General features: G+C 56.4%; 16 protein-coding genes and 1 tRNA gene. 6 read left to right on the plus strand and 11 right to left on the minus strand.

The features are described 5' to 3' along the window. Positions 1-115: 115 nt before the first annotated feature. Complete coding sequence (locus IM284_RS15565) at positions 116-1,033, plus strand: zinc-binding dehydrogenase (RefSeq protein WP_050887337.1); 918 nt, start codon at positions 116-118, stop codon at positions 1,031-1,033. Between the two features lie 180 nt (positions 1,034-1,213). After that, complete coding sequence (locus IM284_RS15570; protein WP_044614187.1) at positions 1,214-2,095, plus strand: LysR family transcriptional regulator; 882 nt, start codon at positions 1,214-1,216, stop codon at positions 2,093-2,095. Positions 2,096-2,286: 191 nt separating this feature from the next. On the opposite strand, the gene IM284_RS15575 is transcribed toward IM284_RS15570, so the two are convergent. The 7 genes from IM284_RS15575 to IM284_RS15605 form a co-directional block, all read right to left on the minus strand. After that, positions 2,287-3,549, minus strand: a complete 1,263-nt coding sequence (locus IM284_RS15575) for an integrase arm-type DNA-binding domain-containing protein (protein WP_044643620.1) — start codon at positions 3,547-3,549, stop codon at positions 2,287-2,289. A gap of 161 nt (positions 3,550-3,710) precedes the next feature. Beyond that, positions 3,711-3,786 (minus strand) — tRNA-Asn (locus IM284_RS15580). Positions 3,787-3,950: 164 nt separating this feature from the next. Next, entirely contained in the window at positions 3,951-6,140 is a 2,190-nt protein-coding gene (locus IM284_RS15585) for a TonB-dependent siderophore receptor (protein ID WP_047367865.1), read from the minus strand. Positions 6,141-6,166: 26 nt separating this feature from the next. Further along, positions 6,167-7,492 (minus strand): lysine N(6)-hydroxylase/L-ornithine N(5)-oxygenase family protein, encoded by a 1,326-nt coding sequence (locus IM284_RS15590; RefSeq protein ID WP_047367864.1) that lies wholly within the window; start codon positions 7,490-7,492, stop codon positions 6,167-6,169. Then, positions 7,489-9,231, minus strand: coding sequence for an IucA/IucC family siderophore biosynthesis protein (iucC, locus tag IM284_RS15595; protein ID WP_047367863.1), 1,743 nt, complete (start codon positions 9,229-9,231; stop codon positions 7,489-7,491). The genes IM284_RS15590 and iucC overlap by 4 nt, the downstream gene beginning before the upstream one ends. After that, positions 9,228-10,175 (minus strand): GNAT family N-acetyltransferase, encoded by a 948-nt coding sequence (locus tag IM284_RS15600; RefSeq protein WP_028013731.1) that lies wholly within the window; start codon positions 10,173-10,175, stop codon positions 9,228-9,230. The genes iucC and IM284_RS15600 overlap by 4 nt, the downstream gene beginning before the upstream one ends. Then, the gene (locus IM284_RS15605) at positions 10,175-11,917 is read right to left on the minus strand and encodes an IucA/IucC family siderophore biosynthesis protein (protein ID WP_047367862.1); all 1,743 of its coding nucleotides are present in this window, start codon (positions 11,915-11,917) and stop codon (positions 10,175-10,177) included. Before IM284_RS15605 ends, IM284_RS15600 begins: the two co-directional genes overlap by 1 nt. A gap of 138 nt (positions 11,918-12,055) precedes the next feature. Here IM284_RS15605 and IM284_RS15610 point away from each other — a divergent pair, with 138 nt between their 5' ends. Then, positions 12,056-13,267: an MFS transporter gene (locus IM284_RS15610; protein ID WP_047367861.1), complete on the plus strand. Its 1,212-nt coding sequence runs from the start codon at positions 12,056-12,058 to the stop codon at positions 13,265-13,267. Here the strand turns inward: IM284_RS15610 and mtfA are convergent. After that, positions 13,264-14,061, minus strand: coding sequence for a DgsA anti-repressor MtfA (gene mtfA, locus IM284_RS15615; RefSeq protein WP_045260370.1), 798 nt, complete (start codon positions 14,059-14,061; stop codon positions 13,264-13,266). The two genes, IM284_RS15610 and mtfA, sit on opposite strands and share 4 nt — an antisense overlap. A 189-nt stretch (positions 14,062-14,250) precedes the next feature. On the opposite strand from mtfA, the gene IM284_RS15620 reads away from it, so the two are divergent. From IM284_RS15620 to IM284_RS15630, 3 genes are all read left to right on the plus strand, one after another. Further along, entirely contained in the window at positions 14,251-14,397 is a 147-nt protein-coding gene (locus IM284_RS15620; RefSeq protein WP_072001212.1) for a DUF2256 domain-containing protein, read from the plus strand. Next, positions 14,394-15,923 carry a cryptochrome/photolyase family protein gene (locus tag IM284_RS15625; protein WP_193055840.1) on the plus strand — a complete coding sequence of 510 codons (1,530 nt, stop codon included), beginning with the start codon at positions 14,394-14,396 and terminating at the stop codon, positions 15,921-15,923. The genes IM284_RS15620 and IM284_RS15625 overlap by 4 nt, the downstream gene beginning before the upstream one ends. Before the next feature lie 90 nt (positions 15,924-16,013). Further along, on the plus strand, positions 16,014-16,913 hold the full coding sequence (locus IM284_RS15630; RefSeq protein ID WP_047367860.1) for a LysR family transcriptional regulator: 900 nt from the start codon (positions 16,014-16,016) through the stop codon (positions 16,911-16,913). Here IM284_RS15630 and IM284_RS15635 read toward each other — a convergent pair. The 3 genes from IM284_RS15635 to IM284_RS15645 all read right to left on the minus strand — a co-directional run bounded on the left by IM284_RS15635 (position 16,888) and on the right by IM284_RS15645 (position 19,891). Further along, positions 16,888-17,676 carry a substrate-binding domain-containing protein gene (locus tag IM284_RS15635; protein WP_028013726.1) on the minus strand — a complete coding sequence of 263 codons (789 nt, stop codon included), beginning with the start codon at positions 17,674-17,676 and terminating at the stop codon, positions 16,888-16,890. The genes IM284_RS15630 and IM284_RS15635 overlap by 26 nt on opposite strands. Beyond that, the gene (locus tag IM284_RS15640) at positions 17,673-18,986 is read right to left on the minus strand and encodes an MFS transporter (protein ID WP_047367859.1); all 1,314 of its coding nucleotides are present in this window, start codon (positions 18,984-18,986) and stop codon (positions 17,673-17,675) included. The genes IM284_RS15635 and IM284_RS15640 overlap by 4 nt, the downstream gene beginning before the upstream one ends. Positions 18,987-19,195: 209 nt before the next feature. Beyond that, a complete protein-coding gene (locus tag IM284_RS15645) occupies positions 19,196-19,891 on the minus strand; it encodes an EAL domain-containing protein (RefSeq protein WP_082131804.1) in 696 nt (231 codons plus the stop codon). Positions 19,892-20,493: the final 602 nt, after the last annotated feature.

A 20,493-nucleotide genomic window follows, 5' to 3' on the forward strand; every position in this document is an offset into this window, starting at 1 on the left:
GGTTAAGATATCGAATTTAGGTAATTAAATTGTCATCGGCTTATCTTAAAAATAGATAATGTTATTTATTTAATTGATTTTTCTGAATGTGTGAATATCGAAAAGGAAAATAACAATGAGTGAATACGTGCAAGCAATTGTGAAATCAGATACTGGTGGTTTTAGATTTACCGATGTACAGCGGCCAGTCAGAAGGACGGAAAGTGATATTTTAATCAGAGTTTCCAATATATCACTTAATCGGGGAGAATTAGACTTTCCCTGGGAATCGGATAAGCCTGCCGGATGGGATGCATTTGGTATTGTGATCGAGACCAGCACCGACGGTCAGGGACCAAAAATTGGGGAGCGGGTATTAACATGGAGCTTTTCGGGTGCCTGGAGCCAATATCGCGTTGTCGATCGTGCCAATGTCGCTATCGTGCCAGAGAGTGTATCAGCAGCGGTTGCAGCAGCGTTGCCGGTGGCAGGATTAACGGCGCTGCGTTCTCTGCGATCCCTTCATTTGCAGCCGGGCCAGTCTCTGGCCGTTACCGGTGCAACGGGCGGAGTCGGGCATTTGTTGGTTCAGTTGGCAATGCATGCCGGTATTAAAGTTTCGGCGGTGGTGCACAGTCAGCGTGGATTCGATTGGCTGCAAGCCAGCGACGTTAAACCCAACGAGGTACTATTGGCTAAAGAATACCCTTTTGAGGGAACCTTTGATGCACTGGTCGATACCGTCGGTGGCGATTTACTGGCTCATCTATTAGACAATGTTGTCCCTAATGGCACAGTTCTCATTCTGGGCGTTGCCTCGGGACAGGTGGCGAGCATAGACACCACAATTTTGGTATCACGAGGAATCGATCTGATTTCTTATAAGGATTATTCCCCGGCCGGAGAAGATTTAAACACCTTGCTCACTCTCGTTGACGAGAAGATCATTAAAGTATACGCGGATAATATTGGTAGTTGGGATAAAGTCATTAAACAGGATTTCATGCATCTTCTCGCTCCAGGCAAAGTCACGCTCAACGTACCTCAGGACTAAGCTCAACTCGTACATAGTCCTCTATGCTGTCGCCACGCAAGGATATTGCAATAATTGTGGCGACATAGCGTTATCTTTTAACTAATAACACATTGATATTTAACTTCTGTCAGTTTTTTTTTGTATCTTGATACCTCCACGAGGCATAGATGTTCGTGTAAGAGATGTAAGAGAAGACTTATGGATTTAAACGCGCTTAAAATCTTTATTAAGGTAGGGGAAACGCAGAGTTTTACCAAAGCTGCGCAGGCATTGGGCCTCACCCAATCAGGGGTCTCACGTGCAATTACCAGGCTTGAGCTCGACCTTCGTGTTACCTTGCTTAACCGCAATACCCACTCTGTAAGTCTGACTACCGATGGCGTTTTTTTATATGAATCCTCAAAAAGCCTGATTCATGAAATGGATGAGGTTGGGCATTCGATTACCGGCAGAACGGTATTCCCTGAAGGCGAACTAAAAATAACGACACCTTCTGCCTATGGCCGATTGGTAATTATTCCTATGCTCAAAGAGATTCTGGACAGATATCCGGCATTAACAATTGACGCGGTTATGACTGACCGATTGGTTGATTTGGTGGAAGAAGGCTTTGACGCGGCGATTAGAATTGGCAGCGTACAGGACTCACGGCTTATCGCCAGAACTATTAAGCATTTACGTTTTGTCACCGTTGCGTCACCGGAATATTTAAACAGCCACGGAATTCCAAAAGAGCCAGCGGAACTGGTACAGCATAACTGTCTGGCTGTTAAAGCACAGAGAACTGGGCGTAGCACAAAGTGGTTTTATTCTATAGCGGGAGAACAGCAGGCTTTTGATATTAAGGGTAATCTGGTCGTCGATACTGCGGATGTACTGTTAGAGGCGGCACTCAGCGGGATGGGAGTTGTTCAGATAATGGACTTTGCGGTCGGTAAATATCTGGAAAACGGTAAACTTGTCGAGCTACTACATGAATACTCCGAGGCTTCGATTCCGCTTTCATTAATTTATGCAAAATCGCGCCATCGTTCGCCTAAAATCAGTACATTGCTGGCAGCGTTAGGAATAAATACTTGACCCCCAACACAGATGCAATTGTGCTTGATTTGTGAGGGGCCAAATTCAACATCCTGCTCAATTCTGTGACTAAAAACCAAGCTTTGTATGAAGCTGATGGTGTTTTAAGTATATATGCGAAGTATTTAGTCTTAAACGGGGCTCATTAGCTGAGCCCTTTTTCAAGCTTATCAATCGGTATATACCGTAGTTCAGACTTTGGACTGCTGATGGCCCAAAATATAGGATGGCACGAATTCCTCTCTGCACCTGTCCAGATAATCTGACCACCACTGCATCATCGCCTTGCGGGCTTCCAGATGCTCCGCCTTGTGGATGTAGGCTGCCCGAACGCTATTGCGCTCCTGATGGCTCATCTGACGCTCAACTGCATCCTGTGACCAGAGACCTGATTCTATCAGGGCACTACAGGCCATTGCCCGGAATCCGTGGCCGCAGACATCCTCTTTAGTATTATATTCCATCAGCCGCAGCGCCTTATTAACCGTATTTTCACTCATTGGTCTGGATGGATTATGGATGCTGGGGAACAGCAACTCCTGATCACCGGAGATTTCTCTTATCTGCTTCAGTATGTCGATGGTCTGTTGTGACAGCGGCACAATGTGCGGCGTGCGCATTTTCGCCCCCCTGCTGGAATAGCGGACGCCTGGGAGCGGTTCTCGTGTGGCGGGGATCGTCCAGATTTTATTTGTGAAACTTATCTCCGTCCAGCGGGCAAACCGCAGTTCGCTGGAGCGAATAAAGACATGCAGGGTAAGAGAAACAGCCAGCCGGGTTAATTCCCGTCCCTGATGATAGCCATCAATGCGACTCAACAATTCGGGTAGTCGTTCAAGGGGAAGGGCGGGGTAGTGTCGTTTAACCGGTGCTGCGATGATACCTTCGAGATTCGATGCTGGATTGCTCTCAATCATCCCCTGATGCACCGCATGCTGCATGATGTTGCACATATGCTGCCGGGTACGTGCTGCGACTTCAAGCAGACCTTTTTGCTCAATGCCTTTCAGCAGGTCGATAAAGTGACGAGGTTTCAGTTCAGCTACTGGCAAGTGTCCAATCACAGGAAATATATGATTGTTCATGCTGGCAAGCAGACGGGAGGCGTGGTTCTCAGACCATGTTCTGTTGCTTTTATGCCAGCTCAATGCAACGTGCTTAAATGTTTTTTCCGGTGAGCGGGCAGCTTTCTCTGCGATACGTTGTTGTGATGGATTGATATTCTGCGTTAGCAGCTTGCGTATACCATCACGTTGCTGACGAGCGTAAGCCAGAGAAACATCGGGATAGGCACCTAAGCCGAGGCGAGATTCTTTACCATTGATACGATATTTGAGATACCAGAGACGTGAACCGCCTGGATTGACTAAAAGGTACAGTCCATGAGAATCAGAAACTTTGAAGGGTTTTGCGGATGGTTTTAAGCTACGGATTTTAGCGTCGTTCAGAGACATATGGTGGTCACTCCATAATCGAACTGAAATGACCCCAAATCAGACCACCAATCTTGCCCGATGCGTAGGGGGAAATGAAAATGCATCGAGAAGACTTTTCACGCTAACTTATTGAATCTAAATCACATAAGGATTCGCAAAGAGGCATGAAAACAAGAATTTGGCTCCTCTGACTGGACTCGAACCAGTGACATACGGATTAACAGTCCGCCGTTCTACCGACTGAACTACAGAGGAATCGTGTGAACGAGGCGCATATTATCGACCTCGATACGCCTTGTCAAAGGGTGAAAACGCGCTTTTTGTTCGTTTGCCGACTATTTCAGCAAATCGCTGATTTTATAGCAAATTCGCGTTGAAATTACACAACGAAATGCGCCGCCCGCAGGCGGCGCGAAGGATCAGAACAGTACGGAGTAGTTCAGACCAAACGTCCGTCCGCGGCCTTTATAGGTATACAGGCCCGGTGCACCGTAGGTTGGGCTATACAGTCCCGGCGCGCGCTGGCCCCAGGCGGTGGTGTAGTCTTTGTCCAGCAGGTTTTCCACGCTGAAGCTGACTTTCCCCACCGGCAGGGCGTAGCTGCCCAGGAAGTCGACCGTGTTATAGCCATCGATCTTCTTGCCGTCAGCGTCAGACACGTCAAAGGTCTGCGTGCTCTGCACGCGCAGGGTCCAGTCGCCCGGCGCCCAGTTGACCCATGCGCTGGCTTTCGACGGGCTGGCGCTGTCGACCGTCAGCTTCTCCCACTTCCCGTTTTCACGGGTTTCAGACTTGATGGCGTTAAAGTTCGCGCCGGTGCTCCAGTCGCTGTCGGTGAAGAAATAGTCCACCTGGCCTTCAATCCCGTAGATACGACGCTTGTCGTCTTCCAGGTTGATGGTCATATCCGTCTTGTTGATGGTGATGGTTTTATCCGAGAGCGAGTAATACGCCGCGACTTGCGTGCGCAGGTTGTCACCGGTGTAGCGCCAGCCCAGCTCGTAGGCGTTGACCTTGATGCCGTCCAGCGTTGAGTCGTTGACGTTCACGCTGTTCAGCAGGCGATAGTGGCCGTTGCTGAGTTGGTAGGTGCCGGAGCCGTAGTACTTCGCCAGGTCAGGAATTTCAAAGCCCTGGGAGAAGTTAAACCACAGCTGCTGCTGTTCGGTCAGACGACCGAGGATCCCGGCGTTAAACAGGAAGTTGTTGTAATCGGTTTTCCCGCCCGGCACCGCGTCGGCGGAGGTGGCTTTCCCGGTGGCGATGGCTTGCTGCTGGGCGTAGCCAACAAAATCATCCACCTTGTTTTCGGTGTACTGGTAGCGCACGCCGCCGCTCAGGGTGATGGCGTCAATGTCATAGCTCGCCTGCAGGAACGGAGCGAGGTTGGTGATGCTGTAGCCCGGATAACGGCCCACGTTGTAGGCGTTGTCCAGCTCCATGCCGCCGGTCGCCGCCGCTTTGCTCAGGTCAAAGAACTGCTGGTTGGCATCGAACGTTTCGTGGTCGGCATCAACACCCCAGGTCAGCGTCAAATCGTCCACTGGCTTGCTGTTCAGCGTCAGCTTGCCGCCGTAAAAATCGGTTTTCTGCTGCGACGCGCCGATGCTGCTCACCACGCCTTTGGTCAGGGTCGGGAACGGGTAGTAGGTCAGGCTCTCGTCACGGTAGTAAATCTGCGCGACCAGATCCTGGCCCCAGAAATCAGTATTAGAGTACTGCAGGTTAATCAGATGGCGCTCGGTGCCCGGCACGCGGTCAGAGTCGAGATTATCCTTGTTGTACGCGGTGGCATCGCCCGTTACCGCCGAGAAGTTCTTCCCGAGATACAGCCCATGCTTGCCGTCGGACTCGCTCTTGTAGTACTGGGTAGTGAGCTGCAACTGCTGGTGATCGTCGATGTTGAGGGTGCCTGTTCCCATCACATCAATACGGTCGGAATACTGTAGGCCGGTCTGGGTGTTATCGATGATCACCTCGTCGCCGTTGCCGTCATACCAGCCGCCGTAGCGCTGATACGACACCGACAGACGGCCGGAGGCGTTGTCGTTGCCGCCGCTGACCGCAGCCGACACGTTCTCATCGTGGTCATTGTGGCTGTTAAACCCGCTTTTTGCTCCGGTCTGGAACTCAACTTCGGTCTCCGGCTGGCCCTTTTTGGTGACGATGTTCACCAGGCCGCCGGTACTGCCGCCGCCGTACAGTGACGTGGCGCCGGAGATGACTTCGATGCGGTCAATGTTGAACGGGTCGATGGAGTCGAGCTGGCGGCTGTCGCTGCGGGACGAGTTCAGGCGTACGCCGTCCACCATCACCATCATGGAGCGGCCGCGCAGGTTCATGCCGTAATTGGTACGCCCCTGGCTGCTGACGTCCATACCCGGGATCAGCTGCGCCAGCACCTCTTTAATCTCTTTCCCGCCCTGAACCTGCTGCTCGATCTCAGAGCGTTCAATGACCCAGGTGGTCTGCGCCATCTCGGCCACGCTGCGGTGCGCGCGGCTGGCAGAGACCACGATATTTTCTTCCTTTTGTTCTTCCGCCCACGCAGAGGTAGAAAGCATTGCAAGCAAGCAAGGATTTAAAACCCAAAGATGAGAACGTTTCATTGTTATGTTGATCCTGATTGTGTGTGTCAGTACTCAGTGGTTTTTGCTAACGATTTAAAAACCTGGCTGCTCTCCGGGCTGGTGGTGCTCCGCCAGTGGATAACGCCAGGGGTGGTGGCCAGTTCAAACGGCTCGTCGGCATGTGCGCGATTCAGAATTCGCGCCGCGCGCCAGGCCATCAGGCTGAGCTGGGGTTCGGCAATGCCGAGACGATGCATCCCGGCGTTCACGGCGAACAGGCGGTTGCTCTGCGGACCGTCCCATTCGAGGGTGAAATCGTTGTTAATGCAGAACGCTTCGTCCGCATCCAGATGCAGGCGGTGAGACAGCGGTGCTAGGAACGCGGGCTGCACGGCGCGGTAGCCGGTGGCGAAAATCACCACGTCGCTCTCCAGCTGCTCGTGGCCGCCGTCGAGGTGATGCTGTATGCTCAGGCGCTGACCGTTTTCCTGGCGCGTCAGGGCCGTCACCGAGCGGGACGGCATCAGGTGCGCCCAGGGTTTTTCACGCAGCACTTCGAAGCGGTGATACATGGCGCGGTAAATCGCCAGCAGTGACTCGGTGGTGATACCGTCGGAGGTCATCTTCTGCTCGTGCAGCATCTGACGACGCGCCTCTTCACCGAGCGTGGAGAAGCTGTCCACATACTCCGGCGTGAAATACTCGTTAGCAAAGGCGGCTTCATCCAGCGCGTTGTAGTTGTTGCGGCGCGAGACCCAGTTCAGGCTCAGCGGCTGGCCCCATTCGCCGCGGAAAATATTCAGGAACAGGTCGGCGCCGCTCTGGCCGCCGCCGACAACGGTGACGCGCTTGCCGGCGAGATCCGGCGTGCGCAGCATCATCTCGCTGGCGTGGAAGCAGGTATCGTCCTGCGCCGTGACGCAGTCAGGCAGGTTGATCTGTTTGCCAATCCCCACGCAGACGTGGCGCGCCAGGAAGCGGTCGCGCTGGGTCACCACCTCAAACAGGCCGTTTTTCTCATCAAAGCTCACCTGCTGCACCTGCTGGCTGAAGGCGAGGTTGGTGAGGTTGTCCGCCGCCCAGCACAGGTAGTCCGCAAATTCTTCGCGGGAAACCGTGCGCTGCTCGGTGGTCAGGAAGCGGTAGAACTTTTTGCGCTGTACCAGGTAGTTCAGAAAGCTGTGGCGGTTGGTCGGCTCCACGGCGCTGACCAGATCCTTCAGGAAGCTGGTCTGCATGTGGCAGTCCGGCACCATCATGCCCGGGTGCCATGAGAAGTGCGGTTTACGCTCAAGGAACAGCGAGCTAAAGCCGTCCAGACCTTCTGCGAGGGCGGCGACGCTGAGGTTAAACGGGCCAATACCAATGCCGATGAAATCATAGGTTTTCATTGCGCGGACTCCCGGGAGGCCAGAAAAAGAGGGTTATCAAGATCGGTAACGTAGTTCGGCAGCATGCGGCTGCCGCCGTCGTGTTCGGAGAAGGTCAGTTTGACCGGGTTGAGGATCACGCGAATAATCTGCGGCTTAAACAGATCGAATTTCGCAAAGCGCTCCGCAAGCTCCGGGTGCGCGGCCATATAGCGGTGCAGCACCCCGGCGAGGATCTGATAGAAACGCGTTTCGCTGACGCCGCTTTGCAGCGTGAGGCGTGAAATAAAGCGCAGCACCGTCACAAAGTTGCCGGTTTGCAGGTCGTGGATGATGTAATCCGCGCTCAGGCGCGCCGTCACCGCTTTTACCTGCTCCGGCAGGCTCTGCGCCTGCGGGAAATCCTCGTCCACCAGGCGCATATCGCCCTGGAAATCCTTCAGCAGGATGCGCTGCGGGACGTAGTCCTTCATCACCAGCGTCACGTTCTGGCCGTGGGCGATAAGCGCCACGCCGTAGCGGCAGAGCAGATGGTAGAACGGGATCACCGTTGCCTCGAACAGCTTTTCCAGCCACGCGTCGGCGCTTAACCCCGAGCGCGTGATCCACGCGTCGATCAGCGGGCGCCCGGCGTTGTCGGTTTCCATTAGCGCCGCCATCAGCACCGCCTGTTCGCCGTCCTGCAGATAGCAGGATGGGTTCTCGCGCCAGATCACGCCCAGCATCTCCTGATAGCGGTAGGGCGCTTTCGGCAGCGCCGCGTAACCCGGATGCGACAGATACCCGGCGGCGGGTTCGCCCAGCACCTGCGCGCCAGAGCGGATCAGCGTGGCGTCAGCGGCGAACTGCTGCTGCAGCCAGCGCGAGGCCAGAGGACCGGCGGCAATGTACTTGCCCGGAATGCCGCGATAGCAGGAGGTGTTGTAGATGGTCAGCGGCAGCTTGATGTCATACGGCGCGCGACGGCTGGCGTTGGTGAGCGTGCGCAGGGACTGCTGGGCCAGGTACTCATCGCCAAACTCGCCCAGCTCAACCATTTCACCGCGCGCCAGCTGCGCAAGAAAATGAATGGCAATTTTTTGCTGCCACTGCCACGGGTGCAGCGGCACGGGCAGCCAGCCGTCGTCGAGACCCAGCGCCTGCCAGCGAGCGTCAAACCGGGCGCGCTCGGCATCGTCCATGGTGCTGGCCAGCAGAGCGTGAATGTCGCAATCGGCGTCGCTGCTCCAGACCAGATGTTCACGCTGGACGGCGACCCAGTGCAGGCGGAAGCGCCCGCGGTATTCCGGCGCGTACTGGCGCAGCGCGTCCAGACCCCAGCCGCGGCGGCCTTTGTTGAAAATAAACTTCGGGTGGCCGCTCATCAGACACTGTAATTCGTCCGGGTCGAGGTGGATCAGCGCGTCCGCGTCCAGCGCTTCACGCGCCTGCAGCAGCTGCATGTCGCCGCGCAGCGTGGCGTAGAGATCTTCCATGTGCTCCGCCGTTTGCGCGTCGCTCATCTCCAGCACCGTCGCCAGCTGCAGCAGCGCGCTCTCCGCTTCCACGGCGGCGCCGCTGGCGGTGGTCAGGCTGTCCGGGTCGATATGCAGCCAGCCCCAGATCCCGCGCGCGGCGCGAAACTGCCAGCACTCGTTGCCCATGGCGATGTGCCAGCCGTCCGATGAAACCGGCTCAGCGCGCAGGGTGCGTTCGTATTCCAGCTCCGCGAGGATCTTCGCCACCATCTCGCGGTTCACTTTCTGCCAGAGCGCGTTCACAGGCCCACCTCGCTGAAGAAGCGGTGACGCTGGCTCATGATGAGGCGCGAGCGCTTGTGCGGGAAGTCGAACTCTTTCACCGTGTCGAAACCGGCGGATGCCAGATGGCGGAACAGGCGCTGGTTGTCGAAGCGCGGCTCGGCCACGATGCGCGCGGTGCGCGGTTCATCGAGATACAGATAGTGGCTCAGGCCGCGCAGCCAGCTGCGGATATACTGCGCGCCGCGCCAGTTTTCTTCGCCCACCAGCATGTGCAGCCCGCGGTCAAACGGCTGCCAGCGGTAGTGGCGGCCAATGCGGTCTTCTGCCGCCCAGTAGAGTTCAAAATAGCCAAACGGCTGGTCGTCGAAGCAGCCGATAACCGGGTAGCAGTAGGTCGAGTCAAGCTGGCGGCGCAGGTAGTTTTCCTGTTCGGCCTGCGGGCCCGCCATCTCCCAGAAGGCGTTCACGCGCGGGTTATTCATCCATTGAGTGAAACGCTCGCCGTCCAGCGCCACGTCCGCCACGCGGAAGCTCAAAGTGCGCTTGATTTGCGGATCGTAACGGCGATAGACCTCGCCCTGTGGGCGACGAGGACGCAGCGGGAAGTACAACTGACGGCTCTCATCAAACTGCATCCCGCCGCTTGCCTGCGGACGTTCGCCTTGCAGCCACAGCGGCAACTGCCAGAAGGTTTCTCGCGCCAGATAATCCCCGTGGGCCTGGCTAAACAGCGCCTGCGCCTGGGGTTCATCCTGCCAGTCCGCCCACGGCAGGGTAATGCCGGTCAGGGCCGGCGCGGCAACAAACAGCTGATCGAGGGCTTCCACCAGCCAGCCGGCCGGGATCCCGGTCAGGCGCTCCAGCACCGCGCTGCCGTCAAGACCCAGCGTCAGCGGCAGGTTTTGTTCCGTTGCGGTGCAGCGAAAGCCGTAGCCGGAATGGACGATATTCGCGATGGCCATCACGCCTTCTCCTTGTAAAACGGGTTGCTAAAGTCGAAATAGATCACCGCCGGATCGACGATGGTGTTCTCATTGCGATCGTGCAGGTAGCAGAAGAAGTTGCCTTTGCAGTTCCAGGTCGGGCTGTCGAGCACGTAGTCGAGGCAGCGGGTCTGCTTCGCCGTCGTGCGCAGCCCGGCCAGCGCGTCACGCACGCGGGACATCAGGTGCTCTTCGTTGTCGAAACCGGCGGCGGCGAGAGCGGCGGTGACGGCAAGGGTGGAGTTCAGCAGCAGGTAATAAGGGAAGTAGCGCAGCAACTGGCTTTCACCGAAGCGGTTTTCCACGTCGGTTTCGCCCGCCTCTTTCAGCCACGCGTCGGCCCCTTCGGTCCAGGCGCTGCCCTGGCAGTCGCGGTAGATCAGCCCGATGGGGAAATCCTGCTGCATCTCAACGAGGATATTTTGCTGGTGCGCCAGCAGCACCAGACCGTAGTCCGCCTCGGCGCTGAACAGCGGAAGCAACACGCGGTCGCAGTAGGCGTCCAGCCAGCAGCGGGCGGCCTGGGCGAGCGGTAAATCCAGACGCTGGCTAAGACGGCGTACCGCTGCGGCCAGCAGGCTGTCGCCGCCGTCAGGCGCGGCCTGCGTCAGGCTGACCAGCACGTTGGTCTGGGTGTCTGGCGTATCGAATAGCAGGTTAACGCGCAGGGCCATCAGGCTCTCTTCCTGAACGACGCCGTTTTCATCACGCAGTCCTGCCCAGCCGTCTTCCTGCATCACGCGCATGGTCGGGTAGCGGGCCTGTAAATCTTGCCAGCGTTCTGTTTTCGCCAGCCGCGCCAGGCGCATACCGCGCTTAACCTCTTTGACCGACAGCGTGCGCACGGAGTTGGTCAGGCGCACGCTGAGGGAGAATTTAATCATGTCGCTGTTGGTTTCGCTGTACAACGAGCGTGAGGAGCTGGTGGGCAGCCACTGTGCGCCCGCTTCACCCAGGTCCTGTAATGAACCGTTTGCCGCCAGACGCTGACACCAGTCCTGCTCCAGCAGATAGTCGGCCTGCCACGGATGCATCGGCAGCAGCCAGCGGGTGTCGGTGAAGTGGCCGAGCAGATCGGGCGCGCTCTGGGCGGCGAAGCGCAGCAGACGCTCGCGCAGGGAGACGTTCAGGCTGTCGCCGGCAACGAGCGTGCTCTCAACGGCAAACCAGCGCAGCGGGAAGCGGGAGCCGAAATCCGGCAGATACCGGCGCGCCTCGGTTTCGTTGAATGGCTCGTGGGATTTTGGCGCAGGGTGAAACGCGTGGCCCACCAGCAGCGCCTGTTCCGCTTCGGCAAACGTCAGCGGCTTGTCTCGCAGCGTTGCCCAGCCGTGGCGCAAATCAATCGCCTGCCAGGTATGGGCATGGCTTTCCAGCGCGCGCTGTTTAAAACGCGTCAGCGTATCGGCATCCAGTGAGCCTTTTACTGAGGGTTTTTCAAGAATTAAATCAATCAGTTGAGTGAAAGTGACGGCGTCACCACTGTCGCTATCGCTCTGAATAAGCGTTGCCGGGAAACGGTACTGATGGTGCTGGGTTGGGGAAAAATAGCGTACCGGAACCCGAAGGGCCTGGGAGGAAGAGAGTGGAATTTGAATGTGCGCTAACTCATCCGCTGCGGCTGCGGGGAGATAGCGCCAGTCCTTCGTTTCGCGTAACAGGGCGTTTAAAAAACACTGGGCTGCAACGTCTGTACCGGCAGAGCGGGGCAGAGCACGCATAGATGTACCTCATTCCATGACTGATAATAATTCTCGTTATGATATTCATTCTGTTTACAGTGGCAACTATTTTTGCAATATTTGTTTTCATTAACTTCATAATTTCCACACATTTATTGACACTATGTTCACATTCTCATGCGCGCTGATTCTGAAACGTTGACCGAAAACATCACCTCCAAAGCCAACTGGCCCCTGGCGCTCTGCGCGGGCCTGCTGGGCATCGGGCAAAACGGTTTACTGGTCATGCTTCCGCAGCTGGTGACCCTGACCGGACTTTCACTCTCGGTCTGGGCCGGGCTGCTGATGTTCGGCTCCATGCTTTTTTTACCCGCGTCCCCCTGGTGGGGACGCCAGAGCGAGCGCCGCGGCTGTAAGGTCGTTATGGTGGCCTCCCTCAGCGGCTATCTCGCCAGCTTTGGCGTCATGGCGCTGGTGGTCTGGGCGATGGCGGCAGGGAGGCTGGAAAGCACCTGGGGGCTGGCGGGGCTGATCCTCTCGCGTCTGCTGTATGGCCTGACGGTGTCGGGCATGGTGCCTGCCGCGCAGACGTGGGCCATTCAGCGTGCGGGCCTGGATAAACGCATGGCGGCGCTGGCAACCATCAGTTCCGGCCTCAGCTGCGGCCGCCTGCTGGGGCCTCCGCTGGCGGCGCTGATGCTCAGCGTTAACCCGGTCGCGCCGCTCTGGCTGATGGCGATCGCGCCGTTAATCGCTCTGCTGCTGGTGCTGCGCGAGGTGGCGGATCCGCCGTTGCCGCCGGTGGCACACCAGGCGACCCGTCTGCAGATGTCCATGCTGCCGTTCCTGCTGCTGGCGATGCTGCTGGCGGCGCTGGTGAGCCTGATGCAGCTCGGCCTGTCACCTCACCTCAGCCCCTTACTGGACGGCAACGCCCGGGATATCAGCCATCATGTTGCGCTCCTGCTGAGCCTGGCCGCGCTGGCTACGCTCGCGGCGCAGTTCCTGGTGGTTCGTCCGCAGCATTTCAGCCCGCTGACCCTGCTTTGCATGGCGGCGGTGCTGATGGTGGCTGGGCTTGCGCTAATGTGTATCGCCGAACTGGCGCTGTTCTATGTGGGGATTGCTATCACTTCGCTCGGCGCGGCAATGGCAACGCCGGGCTATCAGCTGCTGCTGAACGATCGCCTGACTACGGGGAAGGGGGCGGGCGCTATTGCGACCAGCCACACGCTGGGCTATGGCGTCAGCGCGCTGCTGGTGCCCGTTGTGACGCGCTTTTTCGGCGAACACTATTTAACGACGGCGGCCTTTGGCGTGGCTGCGCTGTTTTTAGCGCTGAGCATCGGGGTACGGTTAACCGAGCGTACCCCTGTCGAAAAAAATTAATGGACGTGGTGGGATGAAGGGCCGCCTGCGCCCTCATTTTGCCGCAGGCGCTGGAGCGGATCCTGCTGATAAAACTGGCTGAAACGCTGCCACAGCGCCGGGAAACGGGGCGCGAAGAGTTCGGGGGCGCTGAAGAAGTACTCCGAGAGCACTGCAAAGCACTCGGCGGGGTCAGTTGCCGCATACGCATCAATGCTGGCCGCGCTTTCGCCCACCAGGTCTATCTCATCCTGGATGTTATCCATTGCCGCATGCAGGTCGTGCTCCCATCCTGCGACTTCACGTAGCGGAATAAAAGGCACGCCGCTGGCGCGATCCCCGTTGCGGGTATCAAGCTTATGCGCCACCTCGTGAATAATCAGATTAAAGCCTGAGGCGTCGAACGAGTCCTGAATGTCGAGCCAGTTGAGGATAATTGGCCCCTGCTGCCAGCTTTGTCCGGACTGCACCACCCGCTGGTTGTGTACCAGCCCGATATCATCCTCCCACTCGTCATCGACGACGAACGGTGCAGGATAAATCAGCACTTCATGAAAACCGTCCAGCCACTCAATGCCGAGCTCCAGCACCGGCAGGCAGAAAAGCAGGGCGATGCGGGCGTTTTTCAGCGGATCAAGCTCGAACCCCTGCAGCGGCACCAGACGTTTTTGCTGCAAAAAACGATCCGCCATCTGAACCAGCTTCGATTGTTCATCCGGCTTAAGATTCGCCAGAACAGGGATCGCCAGCGCGTCATCCCACGGCAGCGCCATATCCCGGCCAGCCTCATTCGTTTTCCAGGGCCACTTAATCATCACTTTGCTCGCAAACTCGTCACTTGAACACAAAGGGGAACGTTATCATTGCAACACTTACAGCCCGAATAAACTATCATTTCGTACGTAGCGGTGGGTAGCGCTTTGCAGGCATCACCTTCATTTTGTGACGTCTGTCGTAGCCTTTATCCGCAGGTGGGGTGAATAAATCAGTACGGTATTGAAAAGATGAGCGATTTCAAAGGCAACAAGCAGGACCTGCCCAGTCGGCTGTGTGTGCACTGCCAGCGGCCCATGACGTGGCGCAAAAAATGGGCGAAATGCTGGGATGAGGTCAAATACTGTTCCGAGCGTTGCCGCAGGAGCCACCGTTGACCGAGCTGCGCCTGATCCTGGGCGATCAGCTTAATCCCCTTCACAGCTGGTTTGATACCTGCAGTCCGAACGTCATTTACGTGATGCTGGAGCTGCGGGCGGAAACCGCATACGTGCTGCATCATGCCCAGAAGGTTATCGCTATCTTCGCCGCCATGCGGGCGTTTGCCTCAGCGTTGAAAGAGAAGGGGCATCGGGTGAGGTATGTCCGGCTCTCTGACGGTTCAAACCGCGGCGCGCTGGAAGAGAATCTCAACGCGCTTGTTACGCATTACAGCGCCGATAGGGTGTTGTGGCAGGAGCCCGACGAATGGCGTCTTGATGCGCAGCTGCAGGCGTGGGCGAAAACAGCGTCCGTCGAAACAGCCTGCGTCAGCAGCGAGCATTTTTTCACCCCCCGGGACGCGGTAAGCACGTTTTTTGCGTCGCGTAAAAGCTGGCGAATGGAATACTTTTATCGGGAAATGCGCCGTCGGCACGGGATTCTCTTGACCTCTGAAGGCGAGCCGGAAGGGGGGAAATGGAATTATGATGCTGAAAACCGCAGGCGCTGGTCGGGCGAGCCGCCCGCACCGGGTGACTCGCGCCCCCGTCACGATCGTTCAGCCTTGTGGGCAGAGATCCAACGCTGCGGCGTAAAGACCTTCGGCGAACCGCAGGCCGACAATTTTCGCTGGCCGCTCAACCGTTCGGAAGCCAAAGCCAGTCTGGATGCGTTTATTTCTCACGTGCTCCCGCAGTTTGGAAACTGGCAGGATGCGATGCACGCGGAGGAACCTTTTCTTTTTCATTCGTTAATTTCTTTTGCGCTGAATACCAAAATGCTTAATCCCCGGGAAGTGGTGGCCGCCGCCCAGCAGGCATGGCGTTCTGGCCACGCGCCGCTGCCTGCCGTTGAAGGGTTTATCCGACAAATTCTCGGCTGGCGGGAGTACGTGCGCGGGATCTACTGGTCGCAAATGCCGGGCTATCGCGAGCTGAATGCCCTGGAGCAGCACGCCCCGCTGCCGGACTGGTTCTGGACGGGCAAAACGCAGATGCGCTGCCTGGCGCATGCCGTTGGGCAATCGCTTACCGAGGCTTACGCCCACCATATCCAGCGCCTGATGGTGATCGGGAACTTTAGTCTGCTCAGCGGCCTGTCGCCGCAGGCGGTTCATGAGTGGTATCTGGGGGTCTATATTGATGCGTTTGAATGGGTGGAGCTGCCCAATACTCTCGGCATGAGCCAGTTTGGCGATGGCGGGTTACTGGCCAGTAAGCCCTATGTCTCAAGCGCATCCTACATTCATAAGATGAGTAATTACTGTCAGGGATGTCGGTACCAGCACAACCAGCGCACCGGAGAGCTGGCGTGCCCGTTCAATGCCCTCTACTGGGATTTCTTTGCGCGCAACCGGGCGCGCCTCGGTAACAATCCCCGCCTGGGCATTGTCTATAAACAGCTTGCGGATATGAAGGAAGAGGAACGGCAGGCGATTGCTGACCAGGCCGGGCGCATTCGCCTCAATCTCAACAACCTCTGACCTATTTCAACACCGCGCCGGTTGCGGAAGGTCAATAAGACGCTATTATTTTTGACTTTGTTGCTTTCCCTGACAGGACATCCAGACGCTATGCCCGTGAATTTCGACCTTAACGATCTCTATGCCTTCAGGGCGTTAGTGGAATACGGTAACTTCCGTGTCGCCGCTGAATCAATCTGCATATCCCAGTCGGCGCTGAGCCGCAGGATCGAAAAGCTGGAAGCCGCGCTGGGAACCAGGCTGTTTGACCGAACCACCCGCCGCGTCGCCCTGACGTTATACGGGCAAAACTTTGCTGAACGCTCAGCACAGCTGCTCGACAACGTGGAATCAATGCTGGCGGATGTCGATAAGGCCAGTGAAGAGCGGACGGGGCTGATTACGGTCGCCGCTGTACCTTCCGCCGCCTGTTACTTTATGCCTGATGTGATCCGTCGCTTTCAGTCCCGCTTTCCGCGCGTTCGCATTAAGCTCATCGACAGCAGCGCGGGGAATGTGATTGACGCCGTGGCCCGAAGCCAGGCGGATTTTGGCATCTGCTTTGCTGGAAACTTGCCGTCTGAAATTGAATTTTTCCCGCTGGTGGAGGATGTCTACGTTGTGGCGTGCAGAAAGGACCACCCGCTGGCGCAGAAGAGCCACCTGACCTGGCAGGCGTTTTACCAGCAGGACTATATCTCCCTCGATAAAACGTCGGGGAACCGCAACCTGTTGGATCGGATGCTGGGGGATATCATTCCCGAGCGCCCCAGCGTCTGCGAAACGCGCCACGTCACCACGATGCTCGGTATGGTAGAGGCGGGGATCGGCATTGCCGCCGTTCCCGCCATGTCAATGCCGACCTCAGAGCACACGCCGCTGACGCATCTGCCGCTGGTGGCGCCGGAAGTGAAACGCACCGTTGGGCTTATCCGGCGCCGGGGGCGCATCCAGTCTTATATCGCGGCTGAACTGGAAAAAGAGATCACCGAGCGGTATCGCCGGACGTAACGGGGATCATCCCCGTCTTCTCGATGACGGCGCGTGAGGGCGGTGAGGCGAGATAGGTCAGCAGCGCTTTCCCCTCGTCAGGATGTTCAGCGTGACGGGTGACCGCGCCTGCGAAGCGCGTGATGTACTGCAGATTATCCGGGATTTTACCGATAAAGGTGACGCCCTGAACCGGCAGCAGCTCGCTCACCTGCTGGAAGCCCACGGCGTATTTCCCTTTTGCCACTTCCGAAGCAACCGGAATGCGTTCGACCATCGTTGCTTTAGCCGCCGCCTCCTTTTCAATCCCTAGTTTCTTGAACAACGTCTGGCTGACATACCTGCCGCTGGCGCTGTCTGAATAGGCGATGGAGCTGGCCTGAAGCAGCGCGTTACGTAGCGTCGCCTCGCTGCTGATATCAGGGACATCCGCCCCTTTTTTCACCACCATTCCGACGGGGGAGTCCGCAAGTTCGGTTCGCGAACCCGGCTGGGTCTGGCTGGTTTTTTCGAGCTTCGCCAGCGCATCGCCCACCATAATCACCACGTCGGCTTTCTCGCCGCGCGCGAGCCGGTTTGGGATCGCCTGCGGCGTAGCGCCCATTGACGGACCGGGAATAATCACGATGGTATCGCCGGTCTGGCGTTCATATTCCGGTGCCAGCTTTTCAAGGGCGGCTTTGAAACCGCCTGAAATCATCACTTTCACCTCCTGAGCGCAGGCATTGGCGCTCAGGAACGTCAGCATCAGCGCGGTGGCGGCATAACGAGAAGTGCGAGTCATGCGGCCCCCTGCGACTTAACGGTGTTTTGCACCGATACCGCGCGACGACGGTAGAGGTAGAGGGTTGCCAGCAGGGCACACACCGCGGCGAAGCTCATCCAGTAGCCCGGCGAGGCTTTGTCACCAGTGTATTCAATCAGCGCGGTGGACATCACCGGGGTAAAGCCGCCGAAGATCGCCGTTGCGAGGCTGTAAGCCAGAGAGAACCCTGCCACGCGGACTTCAGCGGGCATAATTTCCGTCAGCGCCGGGATCATCGCCCCGTTATACAGCCCATACAGGAAGGAGAGCCACAGCAGGACGCTCAGCATCATGGAGAAGCTTGGCGCATCAGCCAGCAGCGTCAGGGCCGGGTAGCTGGTGGCCAGCGCCAGCAGGGTCATGGCAATCAGCACCGGTTTACGCCCGAAGCGGTCCGACAGCGCGCCGCCCACCGGCAGCCAGATGAAGTTAGAGATCGCTACCAGCAGCGTGACCAGCAGGCTGTCCGAGGCGCTCAGCATCAGCACTTTTTTGCCGAAGGTTGGCGCGTAGACGGTGATCAGGTAGAACGCGGTGGTGGTCATCGCCACCATCAGCATGCCCGCGACCACCACCTGCCAGTTGCCAAGCAGCGTTTTAAAGACCTGACGCATCTCCAGATGATGGCGGCGTGCGCTGAACTCTTCCGTCTCCTCCAGCTTGCGGCGCAGGAAAAAGATAAACGGCACGATTAAACAGCCGAACAGGAACGGTATGCGCCAGCCCCATTCACGAATGGCGCTCTCTTCCATCAGCGCGTTCAGGGCAAAGCCCATCGCCGCGGCGACCATAATGGCAACCTGCTGGCTGCCGGACTGCCAGCTGGTATAGAACCCTTTGCGGCCCGGCGTGGCGATTTCAGCGAGATAGACCGAGACGCCTCCAAGCTCCGCACCGGCGGAAAAGCCCTGCAGCAGACGGCCCGTCAGTACCAGCAACGGTGCCCAAAGCCCGATGCTTTGATAGGACGGGATCAGCACGATCAGGAAGGTGCCTGCCGCCATGATGGAAAGCGTCACGATCAGCCCTTTGCGGCGACCGACCTTGTCAATATAAGCCCCCAGCACAATGGCCCCGACTGGACGCATCAAGAAGCCCGCGCCGAAGACCGCGAAGGTCATCATCAGCGACGCAAATTCACTGCTCGCCGGGAAGAACGTGTGGGCGATGTAGGTGGCGTAGAAGCCGAAAAGAAAGAAATCGAATTGTTCAAGAAAGTTGCCGGACGTCACGCGAAGTATCGCGCCCGCCTTAGAGCGTACGGTTGCAGGTGAGGTTGAGGAAAACATGGTTATCTCCAGTTTATTGTTGACGTTTTACGCGTCTGTTTCTGAAAACTGGATCAGTGAGGGAAAATTAATAAGCGCAAATTACACATAAGCTGATGCGTGACATGCATCAATCCTTCATGGTGTAGCTGGATGACTATAATTTACAATAAGTTAACATCTATTTAATTATATGGTTACGATAGGAGGGCGGCATTTTGCTATTACGGTTATGTGACATTGCGCATTTGTCTCTGGACGGTTTGAACCGACGGGGCCTGCACCGCATGGATTTTTTTCTCCGGCCAGTAAAATCCCTGCGCCAGATCGGCCCCCGCCAGCAATGCCGCTCTGACGTCTCGCTGACTCTCAACCCCTTCCGCAAGGACGAACGTTCCGAAACGTCGTGCTTCAGCGATCAGGTGCGCTAAACCCGCGCTATCGTTGCGATACTGCTGGAATGCAGCGCAGTCGAGTTTCACCCCATCGAATTCCAGCCCGCTATCGGCAAGCGTACTGCCATAGTCGCTGAGATAATCATCGAGCCAGACCTCCATACCGGCATGCCGAAGCCGCCGGAGATTTTTATCCAGTAATGCGAGCCTGGTCGCATCAAGACGGGCGATTGCCATTGGGTCCTGAAGCTCAACGACCCCCGGTAAAGGGCCTTGCAGAAGCGCCGCGGTCCCCTCTTCGCTGGCGAGAATGGCTGTGGTGAGGTTAACAAAGAGCTTTACGGTGATTTTTTGACTTTCAAGCATCCTGAGCTGCCACGTTCTCAACTGCAGGAGTTGGGCGGATGAGCACTGTTCAAACCACTCTGTAATATTGACCTCAGTGGGAGGCTCAGACAGCACTTCATATCCACAGAGTTGCCTCGTAGTGAGTGACATTATGGGCTGCAGTCGAATAGTAAAACGTTTCATGACGACGTGAGTGTGAGATTTTATAGGTGATTAATTCTATATCTCTCCCTTTATTTAATGGTGTTAATCTTTGTTAACAGTGTAAAAATAGTTTTTTATACTGGTCTGGATGCCTTTTATCGGCCTGTTTAATGTTTTTCTGCGTCTGTTTATCCCTTGTTCATCATTTGTTGTTTTTGAGTTAAGTTAGTCAGTCTGCTCAGTAGTGTAATTAAAAAAGTCCGAAAGAATTGTAAATATTTAACCGGCCATCAAAGTACAATTGCGCTATTTTTAATCGCCTTAATCACAGGAGCCAAAACGTCAGAACGGAAGATGATATTGTGGGTATACAGGCGATCTTTTCTTATATCCGACTGAATTTTCGACAGGTTTGTTGAGGCGAATGAGCGATGTGAGGTCTGAGCTGTATTTATGATGTGATTTTTAAGGATAAATCTCACCTAAATTTGATTTGGATCAATTTTAAACTGTATTTTCAGTTTTTTCTCACCTTAAAGATGATTCATGCGATGTATCAAAATAACCACCGCAATGTTTAACTTGTTGAATATTAATGAATTTTACTTTCAGGGTTATAGTGTTGAGTACACGTTCAGCGT

The sequence above is a fragment of the Enterobacter cloacae complex sp. P12RS genome (genome assembly GCF_014895875.1).
Taxonomy (GTDB): domain Bacteria; phylum Pseudomonadota; class Gammaproteobacteria; order Enterobacterales; family Enterobacteriaceae; genus Enterobacter; species Enterobacter bugandensis.

What these genes read in the sequence shown, in the direction of transcription:
- IM284_RS15565 (WP_050887337.1), top strand. Translation starts at nt 116, where the DNA reads ATGAGTGAATACGTGCAAGCAATTGTGAAATCAGATACTGGTGGTTTT.
- IM284_RS15570 (WP_044614187.1), top strand. Translation starts at nt 1,214, where the DNA reads ATGGATTTAAACGCGCTTAAAATCTTTATTAAGGTAGGGGAAACGCAG.
- IM284_RS15575 (WP_044643620.1), bottom strand. Translation starts at nt 3,549, where the DNA reads ATGTCTCTGAACGACGCTAAAATCCGTAGCTTAAAACCATCCGCAAAA.
- IM284_RS15585 (WP_047367865.1), bottom strand. Translation starts at nt 6,140, where the DNA reads ATGAAACGTTCTCATCTTTGGGTTTTAAATCCTTGCTTGCTTGCAATG.
- IM284_RS15590 (WP_047367864.1), bottom strand. Translation starts at nt 7,492, where the DNA reads ATGAAAACCTATGATTTCATCGGCATTGGTATTGGCCCGTTTAACCTC.
- IM284_RS15600 (WP_028013731.1), bottom strand. Translation starts at nt 10,175, where the DNA reads ATGGCCATCGCGAATATCGTCCATTCCGGCTACGGCTTTCGCTGCACC.
- IM284_RS15605 (WP_047367862.1), bottom strand. Translation starts at nt 11,917, where the DNA reads ATGCGTGCTCTGCCCCGCTCTGCCGGTACAGACGTTGCAGCCCAGTGT.
- IM284_RS15610 (WP_047367861.1), top strand. Translation starts at nt 12,056, where the DNA reads ATGCGCGCTGATTCTGAAACGTTGACCGAAAACATCACCTCCAAAGCC.
- mtfA (WP_045260370.1), bottom strand. Translation starts at nt 14,061, where the DNA reads ATGATTAAGTGGCCCTGGAAAACGAATGAGGCTGGCCGGGATATGGCG.
- IM284_RS15620 (WP_072001212.1), top strand. Translation starts at nt 14,251, where the DNA reads ATGAGCGATTTCAAAGGCAACAAGCAGGACCTGCCCAGTCGGCTGTGT.
- IM284_RS15630 (WP_047367860.1), top strand. Translation starts at nt 16,014, where the DNA reads ATGCCCGTGAATTTCGACCTTAACGATCTCTATGCCTTCAGGGCGTTA.
- IM284_RS15635 (WP_028013726.1), bottom strand. Translation starts at nt 17,676, where the DNA reads ATGACTCGCACTTCTCGTTATGCCGCCACCGCGCTGATGCTGACGTTC.
- IM284_RS15640 (WP_047367859.1), bottom strand. Translation starts at nt 18,986, where the DNA reads ATGTTTTCCTCAACCTCACCTGCAACCGTACGCTCTAAGGCGGGCGCG.
- IM284_RS15645 (WP_082131804.1), bottom strand. Translation starts at nt 19,891, where the DNA reads ATGAAACGTTTTACTATTCGACTGCAGCCCATAATGTCACTCACTACG.